Annotated in this window: 16 protein-coding genes and 1 pseudogene; 4 read left to right on the forward strand and 13 right to left on the reverse strand. The window is 65.3% G+C overall.

Annotated features, from left to right (window positions below; translation table 11 throughout):
• Positions 1–197 precede the first annotated feature (197 nt).
• Both thrC and SG26_RS07735 read right to left on the reverse strand, forming a co-directional pair.
• Positions 198–1,589: a threonine synthase gene (gene thrC / locus SG26_RS07730; RefSeq protein ID WP_050037268.1), complete on the reverse strand. Its 1,392-nt coding sequence runs from the start codon at positions 1,587–1,589 to the stop codon at positions 198–200.
• Positions 1,590–1,654: 65 nt separating this feature from the next.
• The gene (locus tag SG26_RS07735; RefSeq protein ID WP_004959860.1) at positions 1,655–2,044 is read right to left on the reverse strand and encodes a helix-turn-helix domain-containing protein; all 390 of its coding nucleotides are present in this window, start codon (positions 2,042–2,044) and stop codon (positions 1,655–1,657) included.
• 443 nt (positions 2,045–2,487) lie between these two features.
• On the opposite strand from SG26_RS07735, the gene SG26_RS07740 reads away from it, so the two are divergent.
• Positions 2,488–3,465: an orotate phosphoribosyltransferase gene (locus SG26_RS07740; protein ID WP_050037269.1), complete on the forward strand. Its 978-nt coding sequence runs from the start codon at positions 2,488–2,490 to the stop codon at positions 3,463–3,465.
• Between the two features lie 26 nt (positions 3,466–3,491).
• Here SG26_RS07740 and argF read toward each other — a convergent pair whose 3' ends face one another.
• The 11 genes and pseudogenes from argF to SG26_RS07795 all read right to left on the reverse strand — a co-directional run bounded on the left by argF (position 3,492) and on the right by SG26_RS07795 (position 15,096).
• Positions 3,492–4,388: an ornithine carbamoyltransferase gene (gene argF, locus SG26_RS07745; RefSeq protein ID WP_050037270.1), complete on the reverse strand. Its 897-nt coding sequence runs from the start codon at positions 4,386–4,388 to the stop codon at positions 3,492–3,494.
• Between the two features lies 1 nt (position 4,389).
• A complete protein-coding gene (locus tag SG26_RS07750; RefSeq protein ID WP_050037271.1) occupies positions 4,390–5,451 on the reverse strand; it encodes a [LysW]-lysine hydrolase in 1,062 nt (353 codons plus the stop codon).
• On the reverse strand, positions 5,448–6,575 hold the full coding sequence (locus SG26_RS07755) for an aspartate aminotransferase family protein (protein WP_014041685.1): 1,128 nt from the start codon (positions 6,573–6,575) through the stop codon (positions 5,448–5,450). Before SG26_RS07755 ends, SG26_RS07750 begins: the two co-directional genes overlap by 4 nt.
• On the reverse strand, positions 6,572–7,432 hold the full coding sequence (locus SG26_RS07760; protein ID WP_050037272.1) for an acetylglutamate/acetylaminoadipate kinase: 861 nt from the start codon (positions 7,430–7,432) through the stop codon (positions 6,572–6,574). The genes SG26_RS07755 and SG26_RS07760 overlap by 4 nt, the downstream gene beginning before the upstream one ends.
• A gap of 18 nt (positions 7,433–7,450) precedes the next feature.
• The gene (gene argC, locus SG26_RS07765) at positions 7,451–8,488 is read right to left on the reverse strand and encodes an N-acetyl-gamma-glutamyl-phosphate reductase (RefSeq protein WP_050037273.1); all 1,038 of its coding nucleotides are present in this window, start codon (positions 8,486–8,488) and stop codon (positions 7,451–7,453) included.
• Complete coding sequence (locus tag SG26_RS07770) at positions 8,485–9,465, reverse strand: RimK family alpha-L-glutamate ligase (protein WP_004959885.1); 981 nt, start codon at positions 9,463–9,465, stop codon at positions 8,485–8,487. Before SG26_RS07770 ends, argC begins: the two co-directional genes overlap by 4 nt.
• 84 nt (positions 9,466–9,549) lie before the next feature.
• Positions 9,550–9,714: a lysine biosynthesis protein LysW gene (gene lysW / locus SG26_RS07775; protein ID WP_004959888.1), complete on the reverse strand. Its 165-nt coding sequence runs from the start codon at positions 9,712–9,714 to the stop codon at positions 9,550–9,552.
• A gap of 165 nt (positions 9,715–9,879) precedes the next feature.
• Positions 9,880–11,406 (reverse strand): argininosuccinate lyase, encoded by a 1,527-nt coding sequence (argH, locus tag SG26_RS07780; RefSeq protein ID WP_050037274.1) that lies wholly within the window; start codon positions 11,404–11,406, stop codon positions 9,880–9,882.
• Between the two features lie 4 nt (positions 11,407–11,410).
• Positions 11,411–12,679 carry an argininosuccinate synthase gene (locus SG26_RS07785; RefSeq protein ID WP_050037275.1) on the reverse strand — a complete coding sequence of 423 codons (1,269 nt, stop codon included), beginning with the start codon at positions 12,677–12,679 and terminating at the stop codon, positions 11,411–11,413.
• Positions 12,680–13,076: 397 nt separating this feature from the next.
• Positions 13,077–13,864: pseudogene (locus SG26_RS07790) on the reverse strand (hypothetical protein).
• 137 nt (positions 13,865–14,001) lie between these two features.
• Complete coding sequence (locus SG26_RS07795) at positions 14,002–15,096, reverse strand: hypothetical protein (RefSeq protein WP_050037276.1); 1,095 nt, start codon at positions 15,094–15,096, stop codon at positions 14,002–14,004.
• 157 nt (positions 15,097–15,253) lie between these two features.
• Here SG26_RS07795 and SG26_RS07800 point away from each other — a divergent pair, with 157 nt between their 5' ends.
• The 3 genes from SG26_RS07800 to SG26_RS07810 all read left to right on the forward strand — a co-directional run bounded on the left by SG26_RS07800 (position 15,254) and on the right by SG26_RS07810 (position 16,602).
• The gene (locus SG26_RS07800; protein ID WP_014041693.1) at positions 15,254–15,442 is read left to right on the forward strand and encodes a hypothetical protein; all 189 of its coding nucleotides are present in this window, start codon (positions 15,254–15,256) and stop codon (positions 15,440–15,442) included.
• Positions 15,443–15,481: 39 nt separating this feature from the next.
• Complete coding sequence (locus SG26_RS07805) at positions 15,482–15,991, forward strand: 2'-5' RNA ligase family protein (RefSeq protein WP_050037277.1); 510 nt, start codon at positions 15,482–15,484, stop codon at positions 15,989–15,991.
• Positions 15,992–16,179: 188 nt separating this feature from the next.
• On the forward strand, positions 16,180–16,602 hold the full coding sequence (locus SG26_RS07810) for a PPC domain-containing DNA-binding protein (protein WP_014041695.1): 423 nt from the start codon (positions 16,180–16,182) through the stop codon (positions 16,600–16,602).
• The last annotated feature ends 1 nt before the right edge of the window (position 16,603 follow it).

The following is a 16,603-nucleotide window of genomic DNA, read 5'->3' on the forward strand; positions in this document are numbered from 1 at the left end:
AACGCAATCGACGGTTCGACGGCAGTGCTCAGTCGTACTGCACTTCGCGTCTGTGCGTCCATTGGTTGGCTGTTCCCGGGGAAGATAGATATTTCTACTGGGTAGAAGACGGAAAATACTGAGTAAAGAGCCAGCGCAGTCAGTTTTCGACCAGAAAGTCGGGCAGGGCCTCGCCGTTGGCGGCCCGTTCGCCGACGTTACTTCTTCGAGCGGAGTTTGCGGTAGAGATACGCGACACCGAGACCGCTGGCGACCAGCGCCGGGACCAGCGGCGCGTCGGCGGCCTTCGACGCCTGTCGCCGAACCGTCTGGGCGACCGACGACGGTTCTTCGATGAGGTCCAGCACGGCTTCGGTGCTGTTTTCGACCGGCTCCGGCTCGTTCCCGGCCTCAGCGGCCGCCTCGGGGTCTTTGAGCAGGTGGCCCGTGGTCAGGCAGACGACCGACTCGTCGCTATCGACCTCGCCCTCGCGCCGGAGTTTCCGGAGGCCGGCGACGGAGGCCGCGGAAGCCGGTTCGACGCCGACGCCTTCCCCGGCGATGTCGCGCTGCGCTTCGGTGATCTCTTCGTCAGAGACAGCGACGGCGGTGCCGCCGGTCTCCCGGATGCCCGGCAGCGCCTTCGGCGCGTTGACCGGATTGCCGATGCGGATGGCGGTCGCGCGGGTCTCGACGTCCTCCCAGCGGCGGGTGTCCTCGTATCCATTCTCGATAGCCTCGACCATCGGAGCGGCACCCTCTGCCTGCACGCCGGTGAGTTTGGGCACCTGCTCCTCGGTGATTGCGCCGGCCTTGACGAGTTCGCGGAAGCACTTGTACAGCGCCGCGGTGTTGCCGGCGTTGCCGACCGGCAGGACGATGCGGTCCGGGTACTCGCCGTGGTCGGCGTAGAACTCCTCCATGATCTCCAGCCCGATGGTCTTCTGGCCTTCCAGGCGGAAGGGGTTCAGGGAGTTCAGCAGGTACGCCTCACCGCGCTGTGCGAGGTCCTGCACGATGTCGAGACACTGGTCGAAGTTGCCGTCGACTTCGAGGATGCGCGCGCGATGGAGGCTCGCCTGTGCGATTTTGCCGGCTGCGACCTTCCCGGCAGGCAGGAGCACGAGCGTCTCCATCCCGCCGCGGGCACCATAGGCCGCAAGCGCAGCGGAGGTGTTGCCCGTCGAGGCACAGGCCAGTCGGTCGACGCCGACCTCTTGGGCGACCCGGACACCGACGGTCATGCCGCGGTCCTTGAACGAGCCAGTGGGGTTCATCCCCTCGTGTTTCACGCGGAGCGCGTCCACGCCGATGTCGTCTTTCAGGCGCGGCATCTCGTGCAGCGGCGTGTCACCCTCGGGGAGCGTGACACCCTCTTCGAAGGGCAGGGCAGCGTTGTACCGCCAGACCCCCGAGCCATCGAACTCGTCGAAGGTCGGCAGGTCGTCGTAGCGGACTTCAAGCAGGCCGTCACAGTCGTCGCAGGTGTAGCGAATCTCGTCGAAGGGAGCGAACGTCTCACCACACTCGATGCAGGCCAGCCAGACGCCGTCATCGGCAACCGGCGGCACGTCGTCGGTGAGTTGCAGGTCAGCCATTGTCGGGACCATGCTCCCAGTGGGCAAAAGTCGGACGGTTGTCGGCTATACTGCCAGCGTTCACGGCGCGGCAGCTATCACTCGCTGGGCCTGGCGTCGAACTCGTCGATACGGTGATGAACCGCGACAGTCCACTCGTCGAGGGTCTCGTGCATCAGTTCGCGGGCCTCCGACAGCGGTGTCGCGGTGTACTGGTACACATGGCCGCCGCCGTCGAGCAACCGCCGTTTCCGCGTCGCGAGCCCCTTCTCGCGAAGCGTCGATAGCGACCGGTTGACGTTCGAGCGATCCCGACCGAGTTCGTCAGCGAGTTCTTCGACAGTGCTTGCAGGTGTTTCGAGCAATGTCTGATACGTCCGTACTTCGTGTTCCTGAACGCCGAAAACACAGGCCATCACGTCCGAGAGGTTCGGTTCGTCGTCGACCATCAGCTCGTGGAACTGGTCCGGAGAGGGGTTGACAGACATACCGGTCTGTATTATGCCAACCCGGATAAACTGGGTCGTTACCTCAACCTCACCGCGACGGAGTCTTGACTGTCCGCTTCTATCCGGTTCCGAGCTGTCGGCAGCGGCTCGGGAAACAGACCCCTGTGAACAGTTGTCGAAGATATAGGGATAGTTACTGTTTCAGCTAGAGGGACCAGCTAGCAGGATTCCAACAGCAGCTAGTACTGTGTAAAACAGTACCAAACCTATCGAAAAGGGTGCTGTTTCGGGTGGAGATTGTCCTCATACGAACCAGAGCTGCCACAGATCACCTATATCCGCATAAGAATGTCTCGTCGGAGTACATATCAAAAGCATTAATACTCACTGGCTAATGTCACTTTAAAAAGAAGTAAGCGCATTTCTCCTCGTGGTGTCCGAGCTACGACGAGGATGCTAATACTTCCCGATCCCAGAAACCAATGAACTACAGGAGTTTCGACCACCTCAGTGCTGATACGCAGGAGTGGATCGTCGATCTACCAGACGACCTGGATCTGATCGTCGGAATACCCAGAAGCGGGATGCTAGTGTCAAACTTACTTTCGCTGCATCTCAATCTCCCGATGACGGATATCGACGGGTTGCGGGAGGGCAGACTCCTACAGACGGGGGAACGGTACGACGGTGAGTTCGACCTCTCGGAGTTCTCGACGATACTGGTCGTCGACGACACCGTCTACACCGGGAGCGAAATGACCGATGCGCAGTCGACCATTGACGGGTTTGATCTGTCCGCGGACGTGTACTACGGCGCTGTGTACGTGGACGAGGGGTCCGAGCGGTTCGTCGATACCTACGCCCAGACCCTGCCGTTCCCGAGAGTATTCGAGTGGAACATGATGCACCACGACTTCCTCGTGGACTCCTGTGTCGACCTTGACGGCATCCTCTGTCGTGACCCGACGCCCGAAGAGAACGACGACGGGCCGAAATACCGGGAGTTTATCTCGACTGTCGACCCGATCTGTGTTCCCTCGGTGGAAATCGGGCAGATCGTCACCTGCCGACTGGAGAAGTATCGCAGCGAGACCGCCGCCTGGCTCGACGAGCACGGAATCGAGTACGACGAGCTGGTGATGATGCAGTACCCGGACAAGGCTACGCGGGTCGCCGCGGGCAACCACGGCGAGTACAAGGCCGAGGTGTACGGGTCTTCGGACGCCAAGCTGTTCATCGAGAGCTCACACTCCCAGGCCCGAACGATCGCTATGCAGACGAACAAACCCGTCTACAGCAAGGAGCAAAACCGGATGCTCCAGCAAGGGTATCTGACCCGCGTCGCCAGAAACGGCCGGATGTCCATCGAGGCCGTCAAATCCGACCCGCTCAGGTACGTCGATCAGCTCAGGTCAGATCCAGTTGACTTCGTCAAGCGGGCCTCGTCGGTGTTTCTCTAGGCCACGTTTTCCCGTTCGGGACGGGTCTACGCCTGCTCAGACAGCCACACCAACAACCCCTTCTGAGCGTGCAGGCGGTTCTCTGCCTGCGCCCAGACGATGGCGTTGTCCGACTCGATGGCGTCGTCGGTGACCTCCTCGCCGCGGTGGGCGGGCAGGCAGTGCATGAACGGCCGATCTTCGAGCAGGTCCGTCGTGATCTGGAAGCCCTCGAAGTCTTCGAGTTTCTGGCCGCGCTGGTCCTCCTGGCCCATGCTGACCCACACGTCGGAGTACACCACGTCGGCGTCGGCGACGGCGGCCTCGGGGTCGTGGGTCGTCTCGGGCGCGTTGCCGAAGGCGGCGGCGCGGTCGGCCACGTCATCGGAGATGCCGTAGCCCTCCGGGGTGGCGACAGTGAGGTCCAGTCCGACCATCGCCGCGCCGATGACGAAGGACTGGCAAACGTTGTTGCCGTCGCCGACCCACGCGACGGAGACGTCCTCGAAGTCGCCGAACCGCTCGCGGATGGTCAGCAGGTCGGCGAGCGTCTGGCAGGGGTGGGCGTCGTCGGTCAGCCCGTTGATGACCGGGACCTCGGCGTATTCGGCCAGCTCCTCGGCGTCCGCGTGGTCGAACACGCGGGCCATGATGAAATCGACGTAGCGCCCGAGCGCGCGGGCGGTGTCCTTGACCGGTTCGCCGTGGCCCAGGTGGATGTCGTCGGGACCGAGGAACACGGCGTGGCCGCCCAGTTGCGTCATCCCCGTCTCGAAGGAGACCCGGGTCCGGGTCGACGGCTTCTCGAATATCATGCCGAGCGTCTGCTGGTCGAGCAGGTCGCTTGTACTCCCCTCGCCGTGATTGGCCTTGATGGCCGCGGCGCGGTCGAGGACGGTCGCCAGTTCGTCGGTCGTGAGGTCGTCGACGTCGAGTATGTCCATGTCAGTCCTCCAGCAGGCGTTCGGTCGCGGTTTCCAGCACCGCGACGGAGCGGTCGTATTCGTCGAGCGGGAGGTGCTCGTTCGGTGCGTGATCGAGGTCGGAGTCGCCAGGCCCGTAGGTCACCATCGGACAGTCCCACGCCTTCGCGTAGACGTTCATGTCGCTGGTGCCGGTCTTGCGAAGCAGCGTGGGCTCGCCGCCCTGCTTCCTGATCGCGGCCCGGAACGCCCGGGCGGCGCTGGTCCGGGGGCTCTGCATCACCGGCTCGACCTTGTCGTCCCAGTTGACCGTGCCGTTCTCCAGGAATCCGTCGGCAATCTCCCGGATCTCGTCGGTGCTGTACTCCGGCGGAACCCGCAGTTGGACGTCCATCGTCGCTTCGACGCTCAGCCCGTCGCTGGACGTGCCGCCCTTGAAGTCGACGGGCTTGCAGGTGACGCGTTCGAAGACGGGGTGCCACTCGTCGGTCTCGAACTCGTCGTCGACCGCCGACCACCAGTCGATGGCGTCCTGAATGGCGTTGTTCTCCGGGCGCGAGGAGTGGCCGGACTCGCTGGTGGCGACGTACGTTCCGGCCAGCAGGCCGCGGTAGCCGAGCGTGATGCCCTCCCAGCCGGAGGGTTCGCCGTTGATGACGGCACCGGGTGCTGTCTCACGGTCCTCGACCAGATGGCGAGCGCCCTTCGAGTCGACTTCCTCGCCGACGACGCCGACGAAGGAGGCCCCGGTGCGGACGGCCGCGACGGCCATCGCACACAGCGGCCCCTTCGCGTCGACGCTGCCACGGCCCCACAGCACGTCGCCCTCGTCGGTTTCCTCGACGCGAACCGGGATGTCACCCGGCACGGTGTCGATGTGGGAAGTGAGCAAGACGCCGTCATCGGCTGGCGCGCGGACGTTGCCGACCTCGTCGAGAGACACCTCGCGGTCGTGGGCCTCGAAGAACTCGACCAGCTGTTCGGCCGCGGCTTCCTCGTCGCGGGACACCGACGGCGTGCGAACGATTGCTTCCAGCAGGTCGCGGGCCTCCGTGTCGGCCTCGCGGCTCGCGGCTTCGCTCATCCCACCACCTCCGCCATCGCGTCGACGACGGCGTCGGCGTGGGACTCGTCGATGGTCAACGGCGGAAGCAGGCGGACGACCGTGCGGCCGGCCGGCAGCGCGAGCACTTGGTGGTTCAGCGCGAGTTCCTTCAGGGCCGCGTTCGCGCCGCGGCCGACCTCGACGCCGATCATCAGACCCTCGCCGCGGATGTCCCGCACGTCGTCGCCGATGGCCGCTTCCAGTTCCGTCTGGAGGTAATCGCCCATCGTGGCGGCGTGTTCGGGAAGGTCGTCTTCGAGGACGGTCGAGACGGTCGCGCCGGCGGCCGCCGAGATGACCGGGCCGCCCGAGAACGTCGAGGCGTGGGAGCCGTAGTCCTCGGCGATCCAGTCCCGGCACAGCGTCGCGCCGACGGGAAGGCCGTTGCCGAGCCCCTTCGCCGCGGTTATCATATCGGGTGCGACGGCGGCTCGCTGGGAGTTCCACAGCGCGCCCGTCCGGCCGATTCCGGTCTGGACTTCGTCGAAGATGAGCGCCGCGCCAGCGTCTTCGGTTATCTCCCGCGCGGCTTCGAGGTAGCCGTCCGAGGCCGGGTTGATACCGCCCTCGCCCTGGACGGGTTCGACGATGAACGCGGCGGTGTCCTCGTCGACGGCCTCGTCGAGCGCCTCGCTGTCGTCGTAGGGAACGAACTCCACGTCGCCGATGAGCGGTTCGTAGGGCTTCTTGTACTTGTTCTTCCACGTCGTCGCCAGCGCGCCCATCGTCCGGCCGTGGAAGCCCTGCATCGTCGCGACGATCTTGGAGTCCCCCGTCGCCGACCGGGCGAACTTCAGCGCGGCCTCGTTGGCCTCGGTCCCGGAGTTACAGAGCCAGGTCTTGTCGATGGGGTCCGGTGCGGTGTCGGCGAGCAGGTCGTACAGCGCCGTCCGCTCGGCGTTCGGGTACGACGCCTGGACGTACGTGATCTTCTCTAGCTGCTCGCTGACGGCGCTCTGGACCGCCGGGTGGCCGTGTCCCAGCGGGACACAGGCGTAGGACGCGCCCATGTCTAGATACTCTGTGCCGCTGTCGTCGTAGACGTAGGCACCGTCGCCACGTTCGATCTGGATAGGTTTCTCGTTGAAAACGAATCCGCTCATTGTTCCTCCGTCGCTGTCTGGTCTGTGTCCTGTTCGAGTGCGCTCGCGTGAACGTGGGTTCCGCCGCCGTCAAGCGCCGAGAGAATCGGTGACTCGGCGTTGGCGTCTGCCACCACGACCTCCGATGCGCCGCCGTCGAGCGCCTCCTCGGCGGCCATGATTTTCCGGCCCATGAATCCCTCTGCAGCGTCTTCAAGAGCGTCCCAGTCGCTTGCCGTCTCGACCGATTCGATGAGCGTCGACGGGTCATCGGGGTCCGCGTAAACGCCCTCGACATCAGTGAGGAGCACCAACTGCGCATCGAGTTCGCCGGCGATGGCCGCCGCCGAGCGATCGGCGTCGGTATTCACTGGAATTACCTCACCGTCATCGTCTCCCGCCATGGGTGGCCCAGCCACCGGCGTGTACCCATCGCCGAGCAAGGTCTCCAGCAGGTCGCCGTTGACCTGCTTGATCATGCCCGAGTGGTCGCCGCGGCGAATCTTCTTCTTCCCGTCCTCGACGACCCGCACTGCGGACTTGCGCGGTCCGTAGAGCAGTTTGCCGTCGACGCCGTTGAGCCCGACCGCGTCGACGCCCTCGCTCTGGAGGCCGGCGACGAGCTGGGTGTTGAGGTGCCCGAAGGCCATCTCGAACACCTCCATCGTGGTCTCGTCCGTGAACCGGCCGACGACGCCCGACGGCGTCTCGACGTATTCGGGCTCGACGCCGAGCCGTTCGAGCGTCTCGTCGACTTTGGTGGAGCCGCCGTGAACCACGACGACCCGCTCACCATCGGCCACTAACGATGCCACGTCCGCAAGCGCCCCCGCAGGGTCGACCGCGCGAGCGCCACCGACTTTGATAACGACTGTCATAAGAACTCAGGTCAGGGGTTACGGTGCGCCGACGGGGTGGAGCCCCTGGAACTCCAGCCCCGCCGTCTCTTCGATGCCGAGGGCGACGTTGGCCGCGTGAACGGCCTGGCCCGCCGACCCTTTCATCATGTTGTCGATGGCCGAGAACACGACCAGTCGCTTGTTGCCGGGGTCGAGTTCGAAGCCGACCTCGGCGCGGTTCGTTCCCGCGACCGACTTGGGTTCGGGGTAGCGGTAGACGCCACCGCCGCCCGCGACGAGTTCGACGAAGGGTTCGTCCTCGTACTCGCCGCGGTAGGCTCCCCAGAGGTCGCCCTTCGAGACCGGGCCCTCGGGGAAGACGTGACAGGTCGCGCTCGCGCCGCGAATCATGTCCACCGCGTGGACGGTGAAGGACACGTCGATGCCGAGGAACTGCTGGATCTCGGCCTCGTGGCGGTGTCCCGTCGGCGCGTACGGACGGACGACGCCCGAGCGCTCCGGATGCGAGGATGCCTCGCCGCCGCCGGCTCCGCCCTCGCTTGACCCGACCTTCACGTCGACGACGATCTGCTCGTCACCGGAGAGGATGTCGGCCTCGAACAGCGGGAGCAGGCCCAGGATTGTCGCCGTGGCGTTGCAGCCGCCGGAGGCGATGAGGTCCGCGCCCGCGAGGTTGTCGCGGTTGAGTTCCGGTAGCGCGTACTCGCTCTGGTCAAGCAGTTCCGGGCGTGTGTGGCCGTCGTACCACTCGTCGTACTGGGCCTCCGAATCGAGCCGGAAGTCCGCCGAGAGGTCGACGACAGTGCCGGCCGCCTCCTGGAACGCGTCGATCTGTTCCATCGAGACGCCGTGGGGCGTCGCGGCGAACAGCACGTCAACCGACTCCAGGTCCGACGGCGAGGAGAAGCGCAGGTCCGAGTGGCGAAGGTTCGGGTGCGAGTGCCCGATAGTCTTGTTCTCCTTCGAGCGGCTGGTCGCCTGTGCCAGTTCGAACTCGGGGTGACCGTCGAGGATGCGAAGCAGTTCCCCGCCGGTGAATCCGGAGCCGCCGACGACACTCGCGGTGTACGTCATGCTGTCACCTCGGCGTCAGTCTCGGTCGCCGCTTTCTGTTCGAGCCAGTCGACGACCTTCGCGGGCACGTCCACGTCGGTGACCTCGTTCAAGGCCTTGAACTCGACGGTGTGGTTGACCTCGTGGACCGTGTAGTCCTCGAACTCGCGCGCTCGCGGCTCGCCTTGCTCACGGCTGTCGCCGTTCGCATTCGAGGCGCGTTGCGCCTCGCTCTCGCCGCTCGCGTCTTGGGTGTCGCTTTGCGACACCCCAACCTCCATCAGGTCGATACCGAGCAGCCCGCCCCCGACCGCGTCGGAAGCCTTCTCGACTAGTTCCAGTGCGCGGTCGTCGAGTTCGAACTCGTTGGTCTCAGCGCCCTTGGCAGCGTTGGTGAGCCAGTGGTCCGAGGAGCGGACCATCGCCGCGATGGGCTCGCCGTCGACAGCCAGCACGCGCATGTCGCGGCCGGGCTTTTCAACGAACTCCTGTACGTAGAAGATCTTGTGCTCGTAGTGGCCAAGTGTCTCCTTGTGTTCGAGGATAGCCTCAGCGGCCGAGCGGGAGTCGATCTTCGCCATCAGGCGACCCCACGAGCCGACAACGGGTTTGAGGACGCAGGGGTAGCCGAACTTCTCGATGGATTCCAGCGCGGCGTCCTTCGTGAACGCCACGTCGGTGTTGGGCGTCGGCACGCCCGCGGCCTCTAACGCGAGGCTGTTGTTGACCTTGTCCGCACAGGTGTCGGCGACCTCGGGACCGTTGACGACCGGCACGCCGTAGGCCTCCGCGAACTTCGTCGCGTACACGCTACGACTGGTCGCCAGACAGCGGTCGACGACGATGTCCAGATCCTCGAAGGCCTCGGGGGCCTCGTGGATATTGAACTGCTGTTTGCGAACGTCTATTTTCTCGATCTCGTGGTCGCGCTCGCGCAGTTCCGACAGGAGTAGCTTCTCGTCCCGGCGGATGCGCGAGTAGAGGAGTCCGACTTTCATACTGAGTCCTCCGTGGGTTCGCGGCTCGCAGCGTCGAGCGCCACGGTCACGTACGGCGCCGAGCGCCGCGCCACCGCGAACACCTCACTCACCCCAGTCCTCTTCGAGCTCGGGTGCGCTGTCGAGCTCGACAGGGTCGGCGCCAACGACTTCCAGTTCGGCACCGCAGGTGGCACAGTCAACGATCTCTCCGACTTCGAGGTTGTCGTGCAGGGACACGTCCGCCCCGCACTCGATGCATTCTGCCATTGTAGTTCATCCTGTGACAGGGATCCACTTAAAGCCTTCGAACATATCAGAATAGTTTAACAAGATATACTGCCTTCTAATCGTATCAAAGCTCCAAATCCGCCACGTTTCCGAATCGTGTATCAGAAGTATGGTATAATTGTCCCGCGAGGGGACGGTGGTCGGTCAGACATATCGGTCCACCTCCGTCTGGCGGCGGTCAGCCGCCTGTGAAACCGCTTGCCAGCGGTCAGTCAGTGCCTCGCTGTCGGCGGCGAGTGCGTCTTCGGCTACCGACACCTGCTCGGCGACGGCGTCGGGGGCCGGGCCACCGCGAGAGTCCCGCATCGCGACACTTTCCGCTGGGTCAAGTGCGTCCTCCAGCGCGTCGCGGTCGACGTAGGCTGACAGAGGCTCGCCCAGCACGTCCTCGGCGACGGCCGACAGTGCCTCGTAGTCGGGCGCGTCTTCCTCGGACCCCAGACCGGCGGCGGCCTCGGCAACGACCTCGTGGGCCGTGCGGAACGGCACACCGGCCATCGCCAGCAAGTCCGCCACGCCAGTCGCCGTCGCAAAGCCATCAGTGGCTGCGGCTTCGAGCGTCTCGGCAGGCCAGTCAGCGGTTGCGACCGCGCCCGCGGCGACTGCCACGCTCTCGGTGACGCTGTCGATGGCGTCCCAAGCGTGGCGACCGGCGCGCTGCAGGTCGCGGTTGTACGCCCGGGGCTGGCCCTTCAGATTGGTCAGCAGGCCGTTCAGCCCGGCGACGGCGTCACCCGTCCGACCGCGGACCAGCTCCAGCGTGTCGGGGTTCTTCTTCTGGGGCATGATCGAGGAGGTCGAGGCGTAGTCGTCGTCGAGGGTGACGTGGCCCTTGCTCGCCATCACGACCACGTCCTCGGACAGCCCCGACAGGTTCGTCGCCAGCGTCGCGACAGCGCTGGTCGTCTCGACGAGGAAATCCCGCGTCGCCGAGGCATCCATCGAATTCTCGGCGACGCCCTCGAACCCGAGCAACTCGGCCGTGCGCTCGCGGTCCACGTCGAAGGGCGTCCCGGCGAACGCGGCCGACCCGAGCGGGTTCTGGTTGACGCGCTCGTAGGCATCGAGCAGACGCGCGGTGTCGCGCTGGAGTGCCTGCTCGTAGGACAGCACCCAGTGGGCGACCGTCGTCGGCTGAGCGGGCTGGAGATGCGTGTAGCCCGGCATCACCGTTTCGCGCTCGGCACGAGCCACCTCGATGAGTTGCTCGCGGGCACCGACGACGGTCTCGACGAGGTCCAGAACGTCTTCGCGCAGGCGGTAGCGGATGCAGGCCGCCACCTCGTCGTTGCGCGAGCGAGCGGTGTGCATCTTCCCGCCGTCCGGGCCGACGCGCTCGATGACCGCACTCTCGATGGCTTCGTGGACATCCTCGCCGTCGGGCAGCGCACCGTGGCCCGCGTCTTCCACGTCCGCGAGCGCGGCCAGCACGTCGCCGGCCGTCTCGCGGTCGATGATCTCCTGTTCGGCCAACATCACGACGTGGGCGCGGTCGACGGCCAGGTCGGCCGCGAAGATGCGCTCGTCGTCGGACAGCGAGGAGAGGAACGACCGGGCGGGCCCGCCCGCGAAGCGGTCGCGGCGGACGACCGTCTCGCCGCTTCGGTCGGCGTCGCCCGCTGTGGCCGCGTGGTCCGCGTCCGCCGTCTCGTGGTCCTCGCCGTCGCTCATTCGCTTACTCCTCCGTGTCCTCAGTCGCGGCGTCAGATTGGTCGCCGCTGCCGTCCGTTACGGCAGCGCCCTTCTTCGCGTCGTCGAGGATCTTGTTCGCGAGGCGGGACTGGAAGCCGTGGTACTTCGCAACGCCGGTGGCGTCTTGCTGGGTGATCCCGCCGGAGACGTCCTCCTCGTTGAACGAGGCCGCCGACTCGCTGTAGACGGCGTAGTCGGACTCGCGGGAGACCGGGCGGCAGTGACCGCCTTCGAGTTTGACCGTGACGGTACCGGTGACGCGCTCGTTGGTGTCGTCGATGAACGCTTCGAGCGCCCCCGTCAGCGGCGCGTCGACGAGGCCCTGGTAGGCCTTCTGGGACCACTCCTGATCGACCTGGGCCTTGAACTGGCGCTCCTCCTGCGTGAGGACGAGTCCTTCGAGCGCCTCGTGGGCCGTCAGCAGCACCGTCGCGGCGGGGTGCTCGTAGTTCTCGCGGACTTTCAGCCCGAGCATGCGGTCCTCCATCATGTCCGTGCGACCGATACCGTGGGCACCCGCCTGCTCGTTGAGTTGTTCGATGAGTTCGACCCCGCCGAGTTCCTCGCCGTCAACGGCAACGGGAACGCCGTCTTCAAATTCGACCTCGACGAGTTCGGCATCCTTGTCCGAGGGGTTGTCCGTCCACTTGTAGATGTCGTCGGCTGGAATAGTGCTCGGGTCTTCGAGTTCGGAGCCCTCGATGGAGCGGCTCCAGAGGTTCGTGTCGATCGAGTAGCGACCGCCGTCGCCACCCTCGACGGGCAGGCCCTTCTCGGCGGCGTACTCGTTTTCCCATTCGCGGGTCAGTCCGAGTTCACGGACCGGTGCGATGACATCGAGGTCGGAGTCGCGCCAGACGGACTCGAAGCGGAGTTGGTCGTTGCCCTTGCCGGTACAGCCGTGTGCGACGGCCGAACAGCCCTCCTCTTCGGCGACTGAGAGAATGGCTTTGGCGATGACCGGGCGCGCGAGGGCGGTTCCGAGCGGGTAGCCCTGATAGTCGGCGTTAGCCTTGACGGCCTCCATACAGAGGTCCGCGAACTCCTCGGTGGCGTCGACGACGTGCTGTTCGACGCCCAGCGCTTCGGCGGTCTCCTCGGCCTCCTCGAACTCGTAGTCGGGCTGGCCGACGTCGACGGTGACGCCGATGACCTCGTCGTAGCCGTACTCTTCTTTCAGCAGCGATACGCAGACTGTCGTGTCGAGCCCGCCTGAGAAGGCGAGCGCGACGGTTCCGTTTCCTTCTGGCATGGATGTGTTCTGAATTGGTCCCGTGGTGTGCCTGTCGGTTTCTCGATCGAACAACAGATCGAGTATCCCATCGAACCGACGACGACGGCGTCTAGCGACGAAACGAACCTGTCGAGTGAAGAGTAAGTAGTAGTGGGCCTAGAAACGGCCCGGTCGTCGTCGTGGGGAGAAACGGAGGGACCCCTCGCTGTCCGCAGCGAGCATCGTGGAGCGAGAGGTCCGCGTCATGTACTACCTGCTGTGTGATTCGAGTACTAATAGTTTCCGTGTTCGCAGTGGCGTGTGTATGGTCCCCAGACACATGGACACAGTAGCCATCGCGTCGCCCGTAGCGGCCAGTAGCGACACGCAGACCGCTGTGTGACGAGGTTAAACAGTATCTTCGACTTCTTTTGTGCTATTGGCCAGCGTCGACAGTGTCGGACCCGACATCGGTCGGCGGCTCAGTTTCACCGCCATCGGTGGCCGTCTCGTTGGCCGGCGTGGCATCGATATCGTCTGTCCGTTCACCTGCCTGAGTTCGTTCCCGCTCGACCCCGGGACGGTCGTCTGCCTCGGAGCGGTTCACCGCATCGCCGCCGCGGTCGCCGGCAGCGTCAGGTCGAGCCTGCTGACCAACATTCGGGCCGGCGATACCCTGTGCGATAGCGGCGACTTCCGGACCGCTCAGTTCGCTCGCACGCTGTGAGAGGGTCTTGATTGCCGCCGCGTCGACGCCCTGCCTATCCAGGGCTTCGGCGGGGAGCTGGCTGGCGGTTTCGTTCGTTTCGTTAGCCAGTCGCTGGACGTTCTTCGTTTCGGCGTGGAGCTGTGCAGCCTTCGCCCGGTACTCGCCCTCCCTCATCGAGCCGTTCTCGCGGGCCTCGGCGAGCGCCTGCTTGCGCTGTTGGAGTTCCGCGAGCCGGGCCTCGGAGTCGTTCACCTGGTCGGCGACGACGGACGCCTTCGCGTCGTCAGTGTTCGCCTGCGCGATGCGGACCCCGAACGTCCGGGACTGGACCTCACCGTCAAGTTCGGCTTCCTGCACGCTGACGACGCCCGCCAGCTGTGCGCCGGGGGCGTCGCGTTCTCGTCGGCCTGTTCGGTCACCGTTTCAGTCTCCTGTGCCATCGTCGCGGCGGGCACCGCGGCGAGCGTGCTCACCACGAGCACGACTGCCAGCAATACCGGAGTGGCTCGTCTCATTATAGCCGTTACTTGACCACCGAACACCCTATAAATAGGAGTCAGTGATGCCGGGTTAGCGCCGATTAAGCCGAATTAAAACCGCCCGACAGCAGTGATATGAGACGGCAGATTCCAGTAAACGGTCGGTTCCTTTATCACTGGGTTTCGCCGCCGCTGTCGGCTCCGTCGCTCCCGTCACCCTCCCCACCAGTCACGTCGGTGTCCGGCAGCGTCACCACGTTCTCGCGGCCGATGCGGAACGTCTCGACTTTGTCTTCGTCGCGCAGGCCCCCGATGACCTGACTCGTCTTGGCGTCGGTCCAGTCAAGTTCGCCGGCCACCTGCTGCTGTTTGAGCCGCCCGCCGTTGGATTCGAGCAGTTGCAGGACCTGCTCCTCGTTGCTCAGGAGTTCGGCCGGTGGTGCGCCAGCGTCGGCGTCCGTCACGGCGGCCGGCTCCGCTTCAGACTCGTCCGAGTCGACCATCGACGCCGGCGGTTCGGCCGGCTTACCGCCGCCGAGCACGCCGTACCGCCGAAGGGCATACGCTGCGGCGGCGATACCGACCAGCGCGAGGAGTCCGCCGACGAGGAGTCCGTTCGATTCGTCCTCCCCGTCAGCGGCGTCCCCCGGACTGACGACCACTCGCGGCTCGTTTTCCCCGAACGTCTGCTGGCCGCGCCAAGTGACAGAGGCGTTCTCCCGTTCGTCGGCCTGTGGCGCGACGGAGTCAGCCTGATAGTCCGCCGGCCAGCGCACGGTCAACGAGGTCTCGCTGTCCAGAAACAGCCCCGAGAGCGCGTCGCCGATTTCGATGCGGTCGCCGGAGACGCCGGCGAAGTTCGTCCACTGGAACCGATAGGTGATGACGCCGTACGTCTGGCCGAACGTCTCCTCGCGCGCGCTCACGGTGACGTTCTCGATGGCCATCTCGCGGCCGGTCGTGTTTTCGGCTGCCCCGGCAGTGTCCTGCATCCGGTTCTCGAAGCGGTCCGTGTACGCCGATGGGTTGGCCTGAATATCCGCCCGCAGGTCCTCGAATGCCTGCGTTGCGTTATCGTCGTCAAGTCGAATTCGGTAGGCGACCGTCCAGTCGGCGGTCCCGTCGGGGTCCACGTCAGCAGTCATCACGACCACATCCGCGTCGACGGACTGCTGGCCGAGGCTGCCGAAACCGACTCCGGTCGCTGTCGGTACAAGCAATGCTATCGCGACGAATACGACTACTAGCGTTCCAGCGCTCCGGCCCATCCTACCGCGGCTATCCCCTCAGCAGGTATATCGTTTATTGCCGATTGTGTGAACTGATAGTCAGGGGCCTTACATCCCAGGCAAGTTTGGTGGTTGGACTGGATCGCCTGCCCCCATGGCCACAAGGGGTTTGCCCCGCGAGGGAATCCTATCGAGCATGGACAGAGCCAAACTCGACGTGGACACTCTGCTGAAGATTGTCCTTGTCCTCATTGTGGTCTGGCTAGGGCTCGAAGTGCTCGATACAGCGCTCGGGCTGTTGACCGGCCTGCTCGGCATACTACAGCCGTTCCTCGGCGTGATTCTGATCGTCCTCATCGTCCTGTGGCTGCTCGACCGGCTGTAGGACCGCGCTCTTTTTGCCCACAGCGGACGAGCGCCCACTGTGTACAGCATCAACGTCCCGCTCCCGTCGGCAGTCACGTCGCTGGCGGCCGACCTCGCGGCCGACCTGCCGCTCGCACAGCGGCGGGGACGGGGCGAGCACACGCTGGTCGCCAAGCGACTGGGCGGCGGCGACCACACGGCCTACGCACGGCTGGAAGCGCAGGGACGTGAGGCGCTTCGCGGCCAGTCGGCGTTCGAGGCGCGGATTTCGGGCGTCGAGCAGTTCGAGACGGCCGTGACCGGTCCATCACCGGTGGTGTATCTCGCCGTCGAGAGCCCGGGGCTTGTCGCCCTGCACGAGCGGCTCTGCGAGCGGGTCGACCCGGTCGACGAAATGGAGGGCGACGCGTACGTCCCGCACGTAACCGTCGCCCGCGGCGGGGACCGCGACGCGGCCGCTCGGCTGGTCGAGCGGGACATCGAGCCGATCCGGTGGACCGTCGACGAACTCTCGTTCTACGACGCCGACCGGAACCATCCGGTCAGTCGGGTGTCGCTGCCGGGATAACGCCGGTCGGTCGTCTGTCCCGGCACAATGGCGAACAGGCGGCACGGGTCGGTCCCGGCGCGGTGTGCCGCGCAATCGCTGAGCGCGCCGGGTCGTGGCTACGTCACGGCGGCGGTAATCCCGGCCTCGGATATAAACGGTCGCACCGAAAGCAACGCTTTTGGAGCGGCCTGCCATCGAGTACGTATATGGATTACCGGGAAGTCGACAGTACGTCCGAGTACGTCTGCCGACTGGCACACGGCGCGGACTGGCGGGGCGAAATCGAGGCCTTCGCGGACGAACAGGGCATCGACGCCGGCTTCTTCTACGGGCTCGGGGCGGTCCAAGACGCGGAGCTCATGTTCTACGACCAGGACCGGACCGAGTACGACTCGGTGACCTTCGACGAACCGCTGGAAGTCGCCGCCTGTATGGGCAACATCTCGCAGCTGGACGGGGAGCGGTTCGCCCACACCCACGCCGTTCTCTCACGGCCCGACGGCGAAGCGATTGCCGGCCACCTGAACGCCGGCACCGTCTGGGCGGGCGAACTGTACGTCCGCGGATTCGATACAGAGCTCAAGCGGGAGCACGACGAGCCAACCGACCTGGACCTCTGGAATATCTAAG

Source organism: Haloarcula sp. CBA1115 (assembly GCF_000827835.1).
Lineage (GTDB): Archaea > Halobacteriota > Halobacteria > Halobacteriales > Haloarculaceae > Haloarcula > Haloarcula hispanica.